The sequence below is a fragment of the Nocardia sp. NPDC047648 genome, from assembly GCF_040642815.1.
GTDB lineage: Bacteria > Actinomycetota > Actinomycetes > Mycobacteriales > Mycobacteriaceae > Nocardia > Nocardia gamkensis.
In genome coordinates this window covers 35,682-51,749 of the sequence record NZ_JBEYSX010000014.1, presented here as the reverse complement: position 1 = coordinate 51,749, position 16,068 = coordinate 35,682, and the positions used below count along the sequence as shown (strand labels likewise).

Below are 16,068 nucleotides of genomic sequence, written 5' to 3'. Positions count from 1 at the left end.
ACAGGTACCCTACGGCGTGCGCTCGCCGGCCACGAACTTACCGGCGTAATCGGTGGCCCATTCGGCAAAACTTCGGGCACGCCCGAGAATTCGGGCAACATCGTCGGTGACGATCGCATTGTGCCCCGCGCGCACATATGCCTGCCCGGCCAGCGCACCGTCGGCGAATTCGGCGGACATTCCGGACGCGAGCATATGTGCCCTCGCTTCGGTTTCGGGAATATCGGTCACGTCGACGGGACGGCCGGTGACAGTAGCCAGAATGGCGGCCAGGTCGTGCGTGGTCAGCAATTCCGGTCCGGTGAGGGTGTAGATCCGTCCCGCGTGATCTGCGGAGGTCAGCGCCTCGACCGCCACCCCGGCGACGTCGCGTGGATCGATGACGCCTTGCGCCGCGGCACCGGTCATGTTCGGCACCGGCTGCCCGGCACGGATCGCGGCGGCCCAGCTCAGGGTGTTGGAGGCAAACGAGCTGGGGCGCAGGATGGTCCAGTCGACGCCGCTCTCGCGCGCGGCCTGCTCGCCGGGCAGATGCCAGGTTCCGACCCGGCCGAGGCCGGTATCGCCGGTACCGATCGCGGAGAGTTTGACGATCCTGCCGACTCCAGCGTCCCGCGCTGTCGCGATCAGCGCACGGTCGGCCTCCACATACTCCGGACCCAGCACGCCGACGATGAACGCGGCCTCCGCACCGACCATCGCCTTCGCCATGGACGCGGGGTCGGTGTAGTCGCCGCGCACCATGTCGACGCCTGCGGGCACCTCGGCCCGGTCCGGGTCACGCGTGACAGCACGGATCGCGGATCCGCGCATGCTGAGCTGCCGGACGATTTCACTGCCGATGGTGCCGGTCGCACCGGTGATCACGATCATTGGAACCACCGTGCCGGGCATTCGCGCAGGTCTCTAGGAAATTCCGGCACACCTGCGGGAGTCGCGACTGCATACAGTGGATGCCGTGACCACCCTGCTGCGCCCGCCGGTCGTGACCGCCGAACTGGTCGAGACGTCCGAGCCTGCGCCGGAGTCGCTGCGCCCGTGGTTTGCCGAACTCGGCCGCATCCCGACCGTGCTCGACCTGTCCGAGCCGTTCGCGCACATTCCGCAAGCAGCCACCACGATCGTGCTGCGGGCCGAGCACGCAGACGCCGGTGACGACCGCGTCGCGCTCGTCGTCGGACCGCAGACCAAGGCGAGCTATTCGCGCGCGAGCAAGCCCGCGGGCTGTGTCCGCCTGCGGCTGGCGCCGGGTGCGGTCCCCGCGCTGCTCGGCGTCTCGGCGGCCGACCTCACCGATCGCGTACTGCGACTGGACGATTTACCCGGTCCGGTCCCGCGACTGGCTTCCGAGCTGATCGAACTCGCACACGACGAGGTCGTGCCATACCTGGAGAACGAGCTGCCCCGCCGCATCCCCGACGACCCGGCCCAGCGCGCCCACCGCAGACTGCTCGCCACCGCCGTGGCTGCCATCGCCGCCGACCGACCCCTCTCCGTCACCGCGCTTGCCGCGCACTTGGCGGTCAGCGAACGACAACTTCGCAACCTGTTCACCAGTGGAATCGGCGTCTCCCCCAAACACTTCGCACGCATCGACCGCGTCCGCCGGGTCTTGTCCCAGGCCGAAGACACACCATTGGCCGACATCGCCACCGGCACCGGCTACTACGACCAGTCCCACATGACGGCGGATTTCCGCAGCCTGATGGGCGTCCCGCCCGCCTCCTTCCTCCGAGGTGAGGTGCCCGCCCCTTCCCCGTGCCGAGCACTCACCCGTCTCCGCTGATCGGCGGTCCGAACGGCCTTGGCATCAGCGATCACTCCCCTTCCACGCGGCCGACCGTGGGTTCAGGCAGGAGCGGCCCGGCAAGCGGCTGGTCCGGATACACGGCCGCTGGTGATGTGGCGTCGGCCCGTCGAATTCATTGCCGAGCTGACGCGAGAATCCGGAATTGTTTGTGCGGCAGGTGACTACGACTTCAACCGGCCCGGATCAGGCTTTGGACTCCTCGCCCGACTTGCCCGCTATTGGCAACTCGTCAGCACGGCGCAGCTTCTCCCGCAATCCCTCCGCGGAATACCCTGATAGATCCCAGGACCTGACAGCAAAATGAGTAACCACATTTCCCAGTGCTCCTGAGATGCTCGCGCTATCTTCTGTCTGCTCGCGGTGCAGCGAGCAGATCGGAGTTCAATTCATGCACGTCACATCGATCACGCGCCGACTCGGAATGGCCGCAATCACACTGGTCGCGACGGCTACCGCGTCACTCGGCATCGCAACGCCGCAGGCAGCTGCGGCGCCGGCGCGAGATCCGATCCTTTTCGTCCACGGCTGGCAGGGGTCGGCGGCGGACTGGAATTACATGTGGAGCCGATTCCTGGACGCGGGATACTCCGCGGATAGCATGGCACGATTCAGCTACGACACCACCCAGTCGAACAAAGACATCGCACTGGAGGTGAAAGCACAGGTCGATGCGCTGCGCGCGAAAACCGGTGCCGCCAAAGTCGACATCATCAGCCACTCCATGGGCGGTCTCAACAGTCGCTGGTACCTGAAGAAGCTCGACGGCCTGAATTCCGTCGATGATTGGGTCTCCATCGCCGGCCCCAATCACGGCACCGATGTCGCCAACGGATGCTTCGACACCTCCTGCGCGGAGATGCGGCCCGGCTCGGCCTTCCTGGCCGAACTCAACAGCACCGACGAGACCCCCGGCCGGGTGAACTACGGCACCTGGTGGTCACCGTGCGACGAGATCATCAACCCCGATGACAGCACCATTCTCGGCGGTGCCACCAACACCCAGACGCAGTGCCTCGGTCACGTGGCTCTGCTGTCGTCGTCGACGGTTTTCGAGAGCGTGCGCGACTTCGTGAAGTAGTCGGCTGAACTCCCGCCCCGCCCCGTCTCGCATCCGCGAGGCGGGGCTGAATTCACCGGCAGCACCTACACCAGGCAGCATCCCGAGCCGATACCCGGCGAAATCCATCCGTACGCCGCCGACACGAACCGATCCACGAAACTGTCCGGCTACGCTTGCGGCACCATACCGAAGGACGCGAACAGCCCTACTTAGGCTGAGCACAGCCGACTCCTCAGCATCGAGGACCGGCTCCCCACAGCCATGCGAGCGGGTCTCACCGATCGCCTCGATCACCATGCGGCCAGGCATATCACCCTTGCCGAGCCGGCGTCCGGCAATTCGATACGAGGCCGATCACACATCGACGCATGCGGCCATTCGTGCCCGGAATGCGGGTGGTGCGAACGTTTCCGCATGGGCGCGGATGACGCGGGGATCGTAGTGGGCGTTGTCGAAGTCCGCCATTGCCGCGGCCAGGCCGGTGACGACGTCCGTATCGGGGCCCGGAGCGACGTGTTCGCCTGTCATGCCCGGTCGTACCGTGTCGAGCGCGCCGCCCGCGCCGATGGCGATCACCGGGGTACCGCAGGCCATGGCTTCGACCGGGACGATGCCGAAGTCCTCCACGCCGGGCATGAGCAGGGCTCGGCAGCGTCGGTACATGTCCCGCAGAGTGTCGGTAGAGGTGGCGCCGAGAAAAGTCGTCTCGGGTCCGGCGAGAGCTTCCAGCTGGGACCGGAACCGTCCGTCGCCCAGCACGATCAGCCGGGCCCCGGCGAGTTGGGCGGCTCGGATGGCGAGATCGGCGCGTTTGTAGGGAACGAGGCGACCGGCGTAGAGAAAGAAGTCCTCCCGGGCGCGTGCGGGATCGGGAGTGAAGCGGTCGACATCGACGGGGGGATTGATCACGGTGGCGGGGACGCCCCACCAGTCGCGGATCCGGTCGGCGACGGCGGTCGAGTTGGCGATCACCCGGGCCAAGCGCGGCGCGGCCCGCAGCTCGGCGTGGCGGGCCAGTGCGCCCAGGGCGCCGAGGGCGAACTGGCCGGCCCGTCCGCCGGCTTCGCGGATGCGGAACTCTCGATCCCAGGCCCACCGGGCAGGGCTGTGCACATAGGCGATCACGGGTGCGTCGGTGGCCAGTGCGGCCTGGGTGGCGAATGAGTGGTGGCTGACGACCACGGCGTCATAGCCCCGCAATGGCATACGTCGCAGAGAACGGGGGACGAGCGGCAGCAGAGGGGCGTGCCGACCGCGGGTCAGCATGTGGGCGTGGGATAGCCAGCTGTCGTGGACGTGCTGGACGGGCGGGCGGATTCCGCTCGGCATGACGATCGGCGCGTAGATGTCCGCGCCGGGCCAGGTGCGGGCGAACTCGCCCACCACGGCTTCGGACCCGCCGAATTCGGTGAACCGTTCGTGGACGATGGCGATGCGGGGTGCGGTCATCGGGATGTGCTCGTTTCGATCTGTCGCGGTGCGGCGGTGCGGCGAAGCGCGGGCGCGACCGGTCGTCCGCGCAGCAGTCCGTCGACGGTGCCGCGTTCGAGGGCGGTGCGGTACACCTGGGCCGCGTCGGCGCAAGCCGACAAGGTGGCGGCGATCGCGTCGTGGTCGTGTGCCGCCGAGGTGACGAAGGATTGCCCGAGTACTCCGCGTTGGAGCAGTTCTTGCAGGAACAAGGTGCGGAATGCCTGGCAGGGTCTTCCGTGGGAATCGAGGGTTTCGAAGATGAGACAGGAGGAGCGACCGCGGACCCGGAGGTGATCACCGATGCCGAGTTCGTCTGCCAACGCGACGAATCCGGTCGCCAGTGCGGCACCGGCCGATTCCATCCGGGAGATCGGTTCGCCGGTCCGGTAGGCCGCGGCGACCGCGCGGAAGGCCGCGAGCCCGCTGGTTTCGGGGCCGTGCGTGGTGGACAGCAGGAATACGCGGTCGGCGCCGGTGCGCAGGCCGCCCCGCTCGAGGTATTCGCGTCGTCCGGCGAGCGCCGAGATGGGGAAGCCGTTACCCATGGCCTTGCCCCAGCAAGACAGGTCGGGAGTCACGCCGTAGACGGACTGCGCGCCGCCGGCGGCCCAGCGGAATCCGGTGATCATCTCGTCGAAAACCAGCAAGGTGCCGTGCCGATCGCACAGCGCGCGTACCGCTTGAAGGTAGCCGGGCTCGGGTTCCGCCGTTGCGGTGGCCGCCTCCATGACGACCGCGGCCACGCTGTCGCCCGTCAGGACCGCGGCGAGAGCGTCGACGTCGTTGTAGCGGAACCGGACGATCTCGGCGCCGACATCATCGGGGATGCCCGCCGACATCGGTGTCGTCGCGATGAACCAGTCGTCGACCGAGAAGAACGGCTGCTCGCAGACGGCGATCCGCTGGCGGCCGGACACGGCCCGGGCCAGCCGGACGGCGGCGGTGGTGGCATCGGAGCCGTTCTTGGCGAACTTGACCATGTCCGCACCGGGAACGAGGGCCAGGAAGTCCTCGGCCGCGAGGAGTTCCAGCTCGGTCGGCCTGCTGAAGTTCACTCCGTCGGCGATCGTGGTCGTCACGGCGTCGAGAACCGGTGCGTAGGCATGGCCGAGGGTGACCGAACGTAAGCCCATTCCGTATTCGACATACTGGTTGCCATCGGCGTCCCACACGCGGCATCCGTTGCCGCGCACCAGTATCGGCGCCATCTGTTCGGGATACTGGTCGGCTCCGCGGGCGTAGGTGTGAGCGCCGCCGGGCACCAGTTCGTGCAGCCGACGCTGCAGCGCATTGCTGCGGGCGAACCCGTGATGCGGTGGGACGTCGGGGTGCAGGTTCATCTGATGCTCCGTGTGCGGTGCGGGCGGGATACCGGCGGAAGCCGGGATAGCAGAGCGGAAGTGTCGGACCGGGCTACGCTCCGGCGTCGAGCCGGTCGCGGGACCGGCCGGAGGCGTTGTGGTCGTGCGTCGGGGTGCACGCGGTCGCCGAACTCACGGCCTCGGCCCTGGACGGGTCGGCACGTCATCCGGGGGCAGCCGTGCCGGCCGGATGACTGTACGCCCAGAGGTCGTGATCGCCGCGGGGTCCGAAGACATCGAGGTGCCCGCGCATCCGCCCCTCCTCGGCGAACCCGGCCGCGGCGACCGCGGCCGCGGCGGCCAGGTCGGATACCGGGATAGCGGTGGCGATGCGGAGGATCCCGAGCCGTTCGGTCGCATGGTGCACCAGCAGGCTGAGCACGCGTGCGCGGAGTTCCGGGCGGGCCGAGGCATCGGTCCAGATGCTGAGCCGGATGTTGCGATCGAACATGTCCAGCCCGTGCAGCCGGGCTTCACCGACGAAGCGGCCGTCGTCGAGGATCGTCAGCGTCAGCCCTGGCCGGGAACGCAGGCCGGTTCTGGCTTCGGCGAGTTCGACCAGCCAATGGCGCAGGGAATGCCGGCGCAGCCAGGCGGCGGGTGACATGTGCGGATCACGTGCCAGCGTCGCACGGTTGCGGATACGGGCCGCTCGGCGCTGCCGGAAGTCGGCGACACGGCGTGATCGCACCAGCACCCGCCCGCGGTCATCGGAGTCGGTGAGTGCGATGGCGGCGCTGCCCCGCAGCCACCGGAACACCCGCCGCAATCGAGATAGCTGGTACCGCAGATGCGCGGCTGCGATGCTCATGGGGGGTGGCCCGTGCGGGGCGGCAGAGGCAGCGGGCAGTTGCGGCGTCATCGGGTTGAGGCGTTGCCGGGCCGGATGGACGGCGGTGAACCCGCGGTCGAGCCGATCGGCGCGGGTCACCGCCCACAGCTCGTGGTCGCGGCGTGCGCCACCGGCATCGAAATAGGCGCGCATCCGGGCTTCGTACCGCAGGCCCGCCGCGGCCGCGATCTTGGCCGCGGCGATGTTGCCGGGCGCGATCGGTGCGCTGATTCGCATGAGGCCGAGGCTGTCGAATCCGAAGACCGTCATCATGGTCAGGACGAGAGCGCCGATACCGCCGCCCGCGACGGCGGAGCCGATCCAGATGCCGAGCTCGGCGCTGCCTGTCGCCGCGTCGATCGAGGCCAGTTCGACCTGTCCGGCGAACCGACCGGCCACCTCGATGACCATGCTCATCCGTCGCCCGGCGCGTGCGTCGGCCCGGTTGTCGAGGCATTCCCGCACCCAGTGGCGGGCGGTGTGGCGGGCGGGCCAGTCCTGTTCCGAGCTGACCCAGTAGGGCTCGATGATCGCGCGGTCACGGAGCCGGATCCGCCGCCACTCCGCGAAATCATCGAAGCGCGGCGGCCGCAACCGCACCGCCGTACCGATGGGCCCGGTGATGGCTGGCTGCGCTTCGATGCGGCGGTGCCGTCGTCGGGTCATCCGCCGGGACGCTTCCTGCCGAGCGCTACCGTGCTCAGCTTCCCGTCGTCGGAGACGGTGAGCCGCCAGTATCCGCCGTCGGGCGCCTTGAGCACGGGTCCGTTGTCGACGTGCTCGCAGACCCAGGTTCCGTCGGCGGTCACCGCGGCGCGGACGACGCCGTCGCCGCTCTGTGCCTGGAACACGTCCGCGCCGTGCGGCCCCGCTTGGGCCACCACGGTGCCGGTGAAGCGCGGCGTGCGCATGCCCTTGCGGCCGAGGATGTTCCAGCCGGTCGGAAACGTCTCGACGGGAATGTCGTCGGTGATCCCGGAGATCAATCCGACCGCGGTGCCTTCCGGACAGCCGACGGGATCCACGCGCACCGGGATGCCCGGCGGCCGTGACTCCGCGTCGAAGATCACGTTCGCCAGATAGGGCTGTCGGCAGTAGTTCAGTTCGAGCCCGACCGAACGGGCCGCGACCTTCGCGTTGACCATGCCGAACTGCGCGGGTCCACCGCGCCCGATCTCACCGACCGACAGGGCGACCTCGGCTCCTTCGAACCACACGTTGGTCAGCCACCAGTCGTTGGCGGCGCCGTCGACCCGCAGGTGGCGGTCGGTGGTGAGCGGGTTCTGGTCGGAGACGAATTCGACGTTGGTCAGTGCCAGCCCGGCGTTGTGGTCGTTGCCGGTGCCGAGGACGCCGGTGTGATTGCTGGTGAACTTCGAGGAGGTGACGTAGTTCTGGATACAGGATGTGGTCAGCCCGATCCCGAAGTTGTTGATATCGCAGTTGATGAAGGCGGTGCCGCCGGTGTTGTCGCGCAACACGACGCCGCGCTGGGTCAGGTACTGCGGATGGTTATCGCTGAGGTGGTTGCCGCGCAGTACCACCGCGTCGAAGGAGCAGCGGAAGCATTCCGACAGCTCGACCGCGGTCGAGCCGGGACCTGTGGTGAAAATCCCCAGCCTGGCGAAACGGACCCGGCTGCGCTTGCGCAGCCGCACCAGAGTGCCGTTGCCCGCGTAGACGATCGTGGTGACGTCGGCGCCGTCGCCGAGAATCGTGGCATAGTCCGGCAGATCGGGCATCGACTCGACCCGGTAGTGCCCGGCGGGCAGGTAGAGCACCAGCGGCCCGTTCGGGTCCGCGGCCACGGCTGCGGCCAATGCCTTGGTGTCGTCGGCGATTCCGTCTCCGACGGCTCCGAAATCCCGGACGTTGCGCGCTCCGGGCGCATCGGTGGTGGGCGAGCGGAATTGCGGGTCGTCCGGCTCGGCTGTGGCGCAGGCGGCGGTGAGCGGAATCGCGGCCGCCGCACCCAGAGTCGCGGCGAGCAAGCGGCGCCGCCGGAGAAAGTCGTCGCTCATACCTTCAACCTTTCCATCAGCCGGTCCACCGCCGAACCGGATGTGCGGTGGCTGACCACACCGGTCAGCCCGGCCGTGCCGAACGCGGTCAGGGCGGCACGCAACTGTGGTTCGGTGAGTCTGCCGAGATCGGCGACGCCGAGGACGGCATCGGATAAGGGCGCCACGGCGACCGCGTCGGCGGCGGAGCTGACCGGCGCGGTCTCGATGATCACGCGGTAGTAACGCTCGCGCAGATCGGCGATGAGATGAGCGAAGTGCTCCGAGGCGATCAGGTCGGAGGTGTCCGGCTCGATGTGCCCGATCGGCAGCACCGCGACCCCGGTCCCGCCCCAGTCGCCGGTGATCGCCCGGTCCAGTGGTACGCCGCCGCGCAGCAGTGTCGTCAGGCCCGGACCTGGCATCGCACCGGAGCTTCCGCCGCCGGAGGTGTCGGCGTCGACGAGGATCACCGGATGACCGGCATCCGCGAAGGCCAGCGCCAGAGTGTGCGCCACCTTGGGCCGCGATCGGTCGTCGAGACTGGTGCATTCGATGGTCTGCGCGCCCCGCAGGTGATTGCGCAGCCGCCGGGCCGGCTCCGCGGCGGATTCACCGTTGCCGAAGTCGGCAAACACCGGAACCGGCGCGACATCGGCGAGGTTATCGCTGGTGCGAACGCGCCGGTCGGTGCGTTCACGCAGGAATGCGGCGGCGAAGCCGAGTAACAGTCCACCGAACAGGCCGATCGCGACGAACCGGCTCGTGCCGGGACCGGCCGGAGCGGCCGGTAGCCGGGCACGGTCGACGACCGAGACGCGGGCGGCGGGAGCAGCGCCGGTCTCGATGGACTCGAGACTGTCGACCATGGCCCGGAACTGGGCGACTGTGGCGTCGGTGAGATCACGCGCCCGCTGTGCGGAGGGCGCGGAGACCGCGATCTCCAGGATTGTGGTGGCGGGCGGCGACGAGGCGGTGATCCGGCCGCGGAACTCATCGGGGGATTCCGTCAGCCCTTGATCGTGGACGACCCGCTCCGCGACCGCGGCGCTGGTGGCCAGTTCGAGATAGGACCGCACGCGCTGCTGGGCCGCCAAGCCGCCCTGGTAGGAGTCGTTGACCGAGGTACCGGTGGCCATCGAGACGTACATGGTGCTGCTGGCCACGTACGTCACCGCCCGCGACGAGGCGTACCAGACGCCGGCCCCCGTCACGGTCAGCGCGATCGCGGCGATCAGTACCCACCGCCGCCGAACGATGTGCCAGATATCGATCAAACCCATGGACTGCGACCTCATGTCTTCGTAACTGCTGAAGCGTGCGCCGGCGCCGGGAGCGGCGGCGGGCGGCGACGGAATTCCGTGACGATCAGATGGACGAACCAGGCGAGCACGGCCGACTGCGCGAATTTGCCGAGATTCTCGAAGCTGCCGAGGATGCCGCGTTCGAACAGGGTGGAGGCGCCGGTGATCGCGAGTCCCAGCACCAGGACGGGGAAGTACCGCGAATACAGCGATCGCTCCCAGGCGAGCAGCAGCACGAAGGTGAACACGACGGCGACGACCACGCCCGCCTCGCCGCCGAGCAGATAGCCTTCGTTCACGTTGCCCTCCGCCAGGGACACCGACACGGTGCTCATATCCACCGACGCGCCACGCACGTCGTTCGCCCAAGCCGTGCCGGATTGGAGCTTCTCGGCGCCGAGCACCTGCGCCGGGATCAGGCTGAGGCTCGCGTGGCGCAGTACTTCGCCGGGGGACAACCAGCCGCCCGGGGCGACGAAGTAGGCATCGGTGGCTGCTTCGAGCAGGTCGAAGCGCCGCAGGATACTCAGGAACGGCCGGACGTCCGCCGGGTAGCGGGAGTCGACGAGAGTGGCGTCGAGCGCGGCCGTGCCGGAGTTCTTGAACGACTGCAGCCAGCCGAATCCGGCGACGCCGAGCACACCGATCAGTGCCACACCGATCGTGGTGCGCCGGTTCCAGCCGAGCATCGAGAACCGTACGGCCAGAGCGAGTGCGGCGGCGAGGATCGGTGTCTTGGACTGCACGGCCGACGACCAGTACAGTTCGCCCGCGAATAGCGCGCCGAGCACCAGCGCCGTGGTCTGCGGCCGGGCGGGTCGGAGGAAGACGATCATCCCGAGCGCCGCGATCCCGGCGAACGTGGCGACAAAACTGAGCAGGGGGTTGCCGCTGCTGACCTCACCGGCGGCGCCCAACGATCCGGTGGCCACCGAGGCCGCCCGCCCCAACAGCCCGAGCGCGTAGAGCGCCAGCAGAGTCGGCATCACGTCGGGGTCCGCGACCGCGGCCGGGACAGGGCGAGGCGGGTGCCGACGCCGCCAGAGCGCGTATCCGATCACCAGCAGCGCGTAACACCATAAGCCGAAGACGACGTGGTCGAGCACCAGACCGATGCCGCGGTCGTACCCCAGACCAGCCAGCCGGGGATCGGAGATGTTGTCGCCGTAATGCGGGTCCGGCTGCACCGCGAGCAGCACCAGCGGCCGCGCCACGTAGGACAGCGACCAGAAAAGGGCCTGCGCGATGAAGAACACGCGGGCGATGCCCGGAACCCACAGTGCGGCCGCGGCGATCGTGATCAGTGCGGCCGCGACGGCGGCTACATCGGTGTAGGCGTTCAGTTCCCGACCTCCGCGGCGAGGCCGACGATCTGCCGGGCGCGATCCACGTAACGATGCCCCGCGGCGGTGATCCGCCGGTGCCCGGCCGCCGCGACCTCGGCCGCCCGCTCCGGGTGGGCGGCAACCCAATCGAGAATCGAGACCAGCTCGTCGGTGCCGTCGAACAGGAAGCACTCGACGGTGTCGCGCAGCAGGTCGGCGTGTTCGCCGGTGCGTTCACCGACGAACAATCCACCGGCCGCGGGCACCTCGAAGGTGCGGCAGGTGTGGGTGTCGCGGTTGCCGGAGTTGAGCAGCACCAGATTGGCTGTCACCTCGGCGATCGCGGCCGAATACCCCGCACCGTATATCGCGCCGCCGACGACGGCGCGGGTGGCGCGCAACTCCGGAACGCGGCGCCAGCCGGGGCCGCGGACCAGCAGGCGCGGTCCGTAGCGGCGTGCCAGGGACACCAGTTCGGCGCGGCGGTCGGGCCGGCACACTCCGATGAAACCGACCAGGTAGTCACCGGCGCCGCGGCGCGCCGCCGGATGATGCCAGGCCGGGTCGTAAGCGCTGAGCACGAAACCGGCGGCCCGGGCGCCACGCGCCCGCAACTCCGGCACGTTGTGCTGTTTGGTGGTGACGATCAGGTCCCAGCCGGGTTCCGCAGCCAGGTAGGCCTCGGTGAGATTCTCGGGGTTGGACACGTCGTCCGGGCTGTAGTGCACGTGCACGGCGGCGGGCACGTCGAGCAGTCGCTGCTGGTCCAGATGGATCCCTTTGAACACGAACAGCATGTCGGGCCGGAACGTGGCGGCGCTACGTTCGATCCGGGTATGAACTCGTTCGACCGTGCGCGGGTCGCGCCGACCGGTCGCCTTCGCGTGCACCCAAGGTGGCGAGAACCTGGCCGGGAGAGTGACCGGTGTCGAGTCGACCACGAGCACGTCGTGGCCGGCTTGCCGGAAGCCGTCGGCCAGCGAACGCGCGTTGCTGCCGATCCAGTCGTCGCCGACGAACAGAATTCTCATGGTCAGGTTTCCTTCCGGGGCGCGACAGGCAGCGGCACGGTGTCGGCTTCGGCGTGGTCGCGGCGGGCCAGGAAGCGCATCCGCAGCAGATGCCAGGTGGCGACGGTGATTTCGGCCAGCAGCAGGCCGTAGACCAAGGTGTGCACCGAGCGGGTCCAGACGGTCAGCAGCAATGCGCCGACGGCGACGAGAGTTCCGAGCAGCGCGCCGATCAGGACCCCGGTGGTGTCTTGGCGCACCGGCAGGATGGCCGTGGTGATGAACGAGGTGACCGTCGTGGCGGGCAGGATCAGCACCTCGATCCGCAACAGACCGGTGGACGCGGCGAATTCGGTACCGAAGACCAGCCGGATCAGCTGGGGCGCCGCCAGCCAGAGGCTCGCCGAAGCGAGTGCGGCGACGGCGACGGTCACGGCCAGCGCCTGCGTGCTGTACCGCCAGAACCCGAGATGGTCGCCGCGTCGAGCCATGCGTGGCAACAGTGCGAAGCCGATGGCGTCGAGCAGTGATTGGACCGCGCGCACCAGGCGGTCGCCGGCCGAGTACAAGCCCAGCGAGACGGCGTCGAGCACGGTTGAGTACAGCGTCGCCGCACCCTGCCCGTAGCCGGTGACCAGCAACCGGGAGACGAACACCGGCACGCTGCGGCGCAGCACGACGCCGTAGTAGCGGGGACGGGACGGCGACCCGTACCGGCGCCAGGCATCCCACCATGTCAGTGCCACCGTCGGCACGGAGGACAGCAATAGGCACAGCAAGGCGACGTGCGGGTTCGGCAGTTGCGGAAGCAGGCCCACCAGCAGCAAGAGATAGCACAACCGTCCGACGCTCTGATACGCGGTGGAGGTGCCGAACCGACCCTCCCCGATCAGCAGCCAGTCCTCCGACAGGGACCAGAAGCCACCGACGAACAGGCCGAGCAGCACCATCTGCGCGGCTTCTGGCACGCGCACGGCGAAGGCTACGGCGAGCGCGACACCGAACAGCGTCGCCGTGGCGAGACGGATGGCCAGATAGTCACCACGCAGCTGGTTCATCTCCCGGAACCGGGTGCCCTTGCGCGCGTTGATCTCCGGCACGCGGGCGGACAGGAACTGCGTGACTCCCAGATCCACGACGAGCGAGCCGATGAAGTAGGCCGACATGCCGATGGCCAGCAGGCCGAGGCCGTGGGCGCCGAGTACCCGGGCGATCAGCGGCACGGTGACGACCGTGACGATGTACTGACCGTATCTGCCGAAACTCACCAGTGCGATATCGCCGAGTACCTCGAACCGGCTCGGCTTGCTGTGCGCGCCACCACCGCCCGGCCCGCGAGCCCCGTCGGCGCGACGGTGCACCCCGCCGGGACGCCGGGGCAGTTCGACCCGAGGGAAGACGTCGGTGGTCAGCGTGGCGAGGTAATCGGGTTCGGTCACGGCGGCGCCACCTCGTCCAGGAAGCGGGTGACCACGCGTGCCGTGGTGCCGATGTCGAAGTCGCGGGCGCGGTCGGCACCTGCGGCGGCGATCCGGGCGCGCGCGGCCGGATCGCCGAGCAGTTCGGTGAGAGCCGCGGTGAGCGCGGCTTCGTCACCGGCGGGCACCAGGCGGCCGGTACGCCCGTCGGCGATGATCTCGGCCGGGCCGCCGGGGACCGCCGCGATCACCGCGCAACCCGCGGCCATACCCTCGACGACTACCTGCCCGAACGGCTCGGGCAGCACCGAGCAGTGCACGAGCACGTCGGCCTCGGCGAGATACCGGTGGGGGTCGTCGACGTGACCGGTGAACGTCACGGCCAGGCCGAGTTCGTCAGCGAGTTGTTCCAGGTACTGCCGGAAGGGTTGTTCATCGAAGAACGTCCCGCCGACGAGGTACACCGCCGCGGGCCGGGTCGGCACCGCCGCCAGGGCACGAAGAAACACGTCCTGGCCTTTCCAGGGGCTCAGCCGTCCCACGACGACCACGACCGCCTCGGCGGCCGCGCGGGTGCGGGGCGGCGGCGGTGTGGCGGGCAGGGCGACGCCCGGGTAAGCGACGACCACCGGGATGCGCGCGGGCAGTGTCTCCCGGGTGCCGTGACTGTTGGCGAGCAGTCCCTGGCAGAACAGAGCGGCCAGCAGCCGGATGGTGGTGGCAGGGAGCAGGCCGAAGTAGTCCCGGGATACTCGGTCGTGGACCTGCCAGACGAGCGGCACCCGGGCGCGGCGGGCCGCGACCGCTCCCAGCACCAGCGCCTTGGTGCTCTCGGCGACCAGCACCCGGGCGCGCAAGTCGCGGACCGTACCCCCGACCGCCCAGCCCAGCCGCAGCAACGCGAGAAACCCGCTGATCAGCCGCAGCGGGCCGGATCCGATGGTCATCGCCCGGCTGTCGAATCGGCCGGTCACGACACGGGTGTCGATCCCCGCGTCGCGGGCACGTGCCATCACCGGGCCGTCCTCGGTGCACACCAGCGCCACTTCGGTGCCATGCGCGCGCAGCGTGCGCAGCAGCCGCAGGGTGGCCAATTCGGCTCCGGACGGCGCGGCGGTGTGGCCGAGGAAGACGGCGGGCCCAGTCATGCGAGTTCCCGATACAGTGCGGCGTGCCGCTGTGCGGCGGCATGCCAGCTGAAGGTCTCCGCGTGGGCGCGGCACTGCTCCGGCGTCGGCCGACGGCCGGAGATCGCCGCGCTGATCCGAGCCGCGAGCGCGGTGTGGTCGCCGGGCGGCACGATCAACGAGGGGTCCAGGCCCCGTACAGCGTCGGGCAGACCACCACACCGGGTGACCACCGGCGCCCGGCCCGCGGCGAGCGACTCGAGGGCGATCAGGCCGAATCCCTCCAGGGCCACCGTCGGCACCACGGTGAGCGCGGCGGAGGTGTAGCGGTCGGCGAGTTCCTGGTCGGGAATCCGGCCGGTGAACTCGACGCTCCCGTCGAGCCCGCCCTCGATGGCTCCGCGCCGGAGATCCGCCTCGGCGCTGCCGGTTCCGACGATGACGAGACGAGCCTCCGGGTGCTCGGCGAGCACCCCCGGCCACGCGCGCAGCAACACATCGATGCCCATCCGGCGCTCCAGCCGCCGCACACACAGGACGGCCGGCGGGGACGCGGGGACCGGGGCGGCTCGGAACCGGGTGAGATCGACTCCGGGCGCGATCACCTCGACGCGATCGGACGCGATGCGGTAGTCCTCGCACAACACCGTGCGGAAGTGATCGGAAAGCACGACGAAACGATCCGCGCAAACGTATCGCAAACGTTCGATGAGGTATTTGGCGAAGGCTGCGGCGGGATGCTGTCCGTGCATTCGGCTTTCCGCTGCCCACGGACCGTGGAAATGCACGACCAGTGGCAGCCTGCGACCACGCCGGTCTCGGGCGACCGGGCCGTAGAGGCAGAAGTGGCGATCCAGGACGGTGCCGGGGTCCAACGCGTCGCCAGCGCAGAACGCGGTGCGGGCGCGGCGCAGTGTCGATCCGCCGACCGGCCCCCAGGACCGCGTACCGGCAACCGTCCGGTCGGGCGGGCCGAAGGCGGCGGCAGACAACGAAATCCCAGGAACTTCCAGCAATGCGCCGTGCAAATCCGTGAAGTATCGGCCCAGGCCGCCGGGCGCGGCGCCGAACCATTCCGACCCGGTCATGTGCACCTGCACCGCGCCGGAAGCGCTGATCATGACCCGGCCCCTTCATCCCGCATGCCGAACTGTGGAGTCGTCGGCCGAACTCGTTTGCGGCCGGGAAGTATAGGGCTGGCCACCGGTTTCGGCCTTCTCACGCAGCTGCGCGGTATCCGATATTCGGCACCGGTCCGTACGAGTCCGGATGCCGGCCCGGAGCGAAATATGGCATAGTTCGGGCAATTACGAGGCAATGTCCGATTGCGATTCTGACAAAGGGGCGG

Annotated in this window: 13 protein-coding genes; 2 read left to right on the top strand and 11 right to left on the bottom strand. The window is 69.2% G+C overall.

Annotated elements, in window-relative coordinates:
* Positions 1 to 9: 9 nt before the first annotated feature.
* Positions 10 to 873 (bottom strand): SDR family oxidoreductase, encoded by an 864-nt coding sequence (locus ABZ803_RS26350; RefSeq protein ID WP_357043215.1) that lies wholly within the window; start codon positions 871 to 873, stop codon positions 10 to 12.
* An 85-nt stretch (positions 874 to 958) separates the two neighbouring features.
* On the opposite strand from ABZ803_RS26350, the gene ABZ803_RS26345 reads away from it, so the two are divergent.
* Together ABZ803_RS26345 and ABZ803_RS26340 are read left to right on the top strand one after the other, a co-directional pair.
* Positions 959 to 1,786: a helix-turn-helix domain-containing protein gene (locus ABZ803_RS26345; protein ID WP_357043213.1), complete on the top strand. Its 828-nt coding sequence runs from the start codon at positions 959 to 961 to the stop codon at positions 1,784 to 1,786.
* A 445-nt stretch (positions 1,787 to 2,231) separates the two neighbouring features.
* The gene (locus tag ABZ803_RS26340) at positions 2,232 to 2,888 is read left to right on the top strand and encodes a triacylglycerol lipase (protein WP_357043211.1); all 657 of its coding nucleotides are present in this window, start codon (positions 2,232 to 2,234) and stop codon (positions 2,886 to 2,888) included.
* A gap of 336 nt (positions 2,889 to 3,224) precedes the next feature.
* Here the strand turns inward: ABZ803_RS26340 and ABZ803_RS26335 are convergent, their stop codons facing one another.
* The 10 genes from ABZ803_RS26335 to ABZ803_RS26290 form a co-directional block, all read right to left on the bottom strand.
* Complete coding sequence (locus ABZ803_RS26335) at positions 3,225 to 4,319, bottom strand: glycosyltransferase (RefSeq protein ID WP_357043209.1); 1,095 nt, start codon at positions 4,317 to 4,319, stop codon at positions 3,225 to 3,227.
* Positions 4,316 to 5,683 (bottom strand): glutamate-1-semialdehyde 2,1-aminomutase, encoded by a 1,368-nt coding sequence (locus ABZ803_RS26330; RefSeq protein ID WP_357043207.1) that lies wholly within the window; start codon positions 5,681 to 5,683, stop codon positions 4,316 to 4,318. Before ABZ803_RS26330 ends, ABZ803_RS26335 begins: the two co-directional genes overlap by 4 nt.
* A gap of 184 nt (positions 5,684 to 5,867) precedes the next feature.
* Positions 5,868 to 7,202 carry a GNAT family protein gene (locus ABZ803_RS26325; protein ID WP_357043205.1) on the bottom strand — a complete coding sequence of 445 codons (1,335 nt, stop codon included), beginning with the start codon at positions 7,200 to 7,202 and terminating at the stop codon, positions 5,868 to 5,870.
* The gene (locus tag ABZ803_RS26320; RefSeq protein WP_357043203.1) at positions 7,199 to 8,557 is read right to left on the bottom strand and encodes a glycosyl hydrolase family 28-related protein; all 1,359 of its coding nucleotides are present in this window, start codon (positions 8,555 to 8,557) and stop codon (positions 7,199 to 7,201) included. Before ABZ803_RS26320 ends, ABZ803_RS26325 begins: the two co-directional genes overlap by 4 nt.
* The gene (locus ABZ803_RS26315; RefSeq protein WP_357043201.1) at positions 8,554 to 9,819 is read right to left on the bottom strand and encodes a Wzz/FepE/Etk N-terminal domain-containing protein; all 1,266 of its coding nucleotides are present in this window, start codon (positions 9,817 to 9,819) and stop codon (positions 8,554 to 8,556) included. The genes ABZ803_RS26320 and ABZ803_RS26315 overlap by 4 nt, the downstream gene beginning before the upstream one ends.
* An 11-nt stretch (positions 9,820 to 9,830) precedes the next feature.
* Complete coding sequence (locus ABZ803_RS26310) at positions 9,831 to 11,096, bottom strand: hypothetical protein (protein ID WP_357043199.1); 1,266 nt, start codon at positions 11,094 to 11,096, stop codon at positions 9,831 to 9,833.
* 83 nt (positions 11,097 to 11,179) lie between these two features.
* A complete protein-coding gene (locus ABZ803_RS26305) occupies positions 11,180 to 12,196 on the bottom strand; it encodes a glycosyltransferase (RefSeq protein WP_357043197.1) in 1,017 nt (338 codons plus the stop codon).
* Positions 12,197 to 12,198: 2 nt separating this feature from the next.
* Complete coding sequence (locus ABZ803_RS26300; RefSeq protein WP_357043450.1) at positions 12,199 to 13,452, bottom strand: lipopolysaccharide biosynthesis protein; 1,254 nt, start codon at positions 13,450 to 13,452, stop codon at positions 12,199 to 12,201.
* Positions 13,453 to 13,610: 158 nt separating this feature from the next.
* Positions 13,611 to 14,741 (bottom strand): glycosyltransferase family 4 protein, encoded by a 1,131-nt coding sequence (locus ABZ803_RS26295; protein ID WP_357043195.1) that lies wholly within the window; start codon positions 14,739 to 14,741, stop codon positions 13,611 to 13,613.
* On the bottom strand, positions 14,738 to 15,814 hold the full coding sequence (locus ABZ803_RS26290; RefSeq protein WP_357043448.1) for a glycosyltransferase family 4 protein: 1,077 nt from the start codon (positions 15,812 to 15,814) through the stop codon (positions 14,738 to 14,740). Before ABZ803_RS26290 ends, ABZ803_RS26295 begins: the two co-directional genes overlap by 4 nt.
* Positions 15,815 to 16,068: the final 254 nt, after the last annotated feature.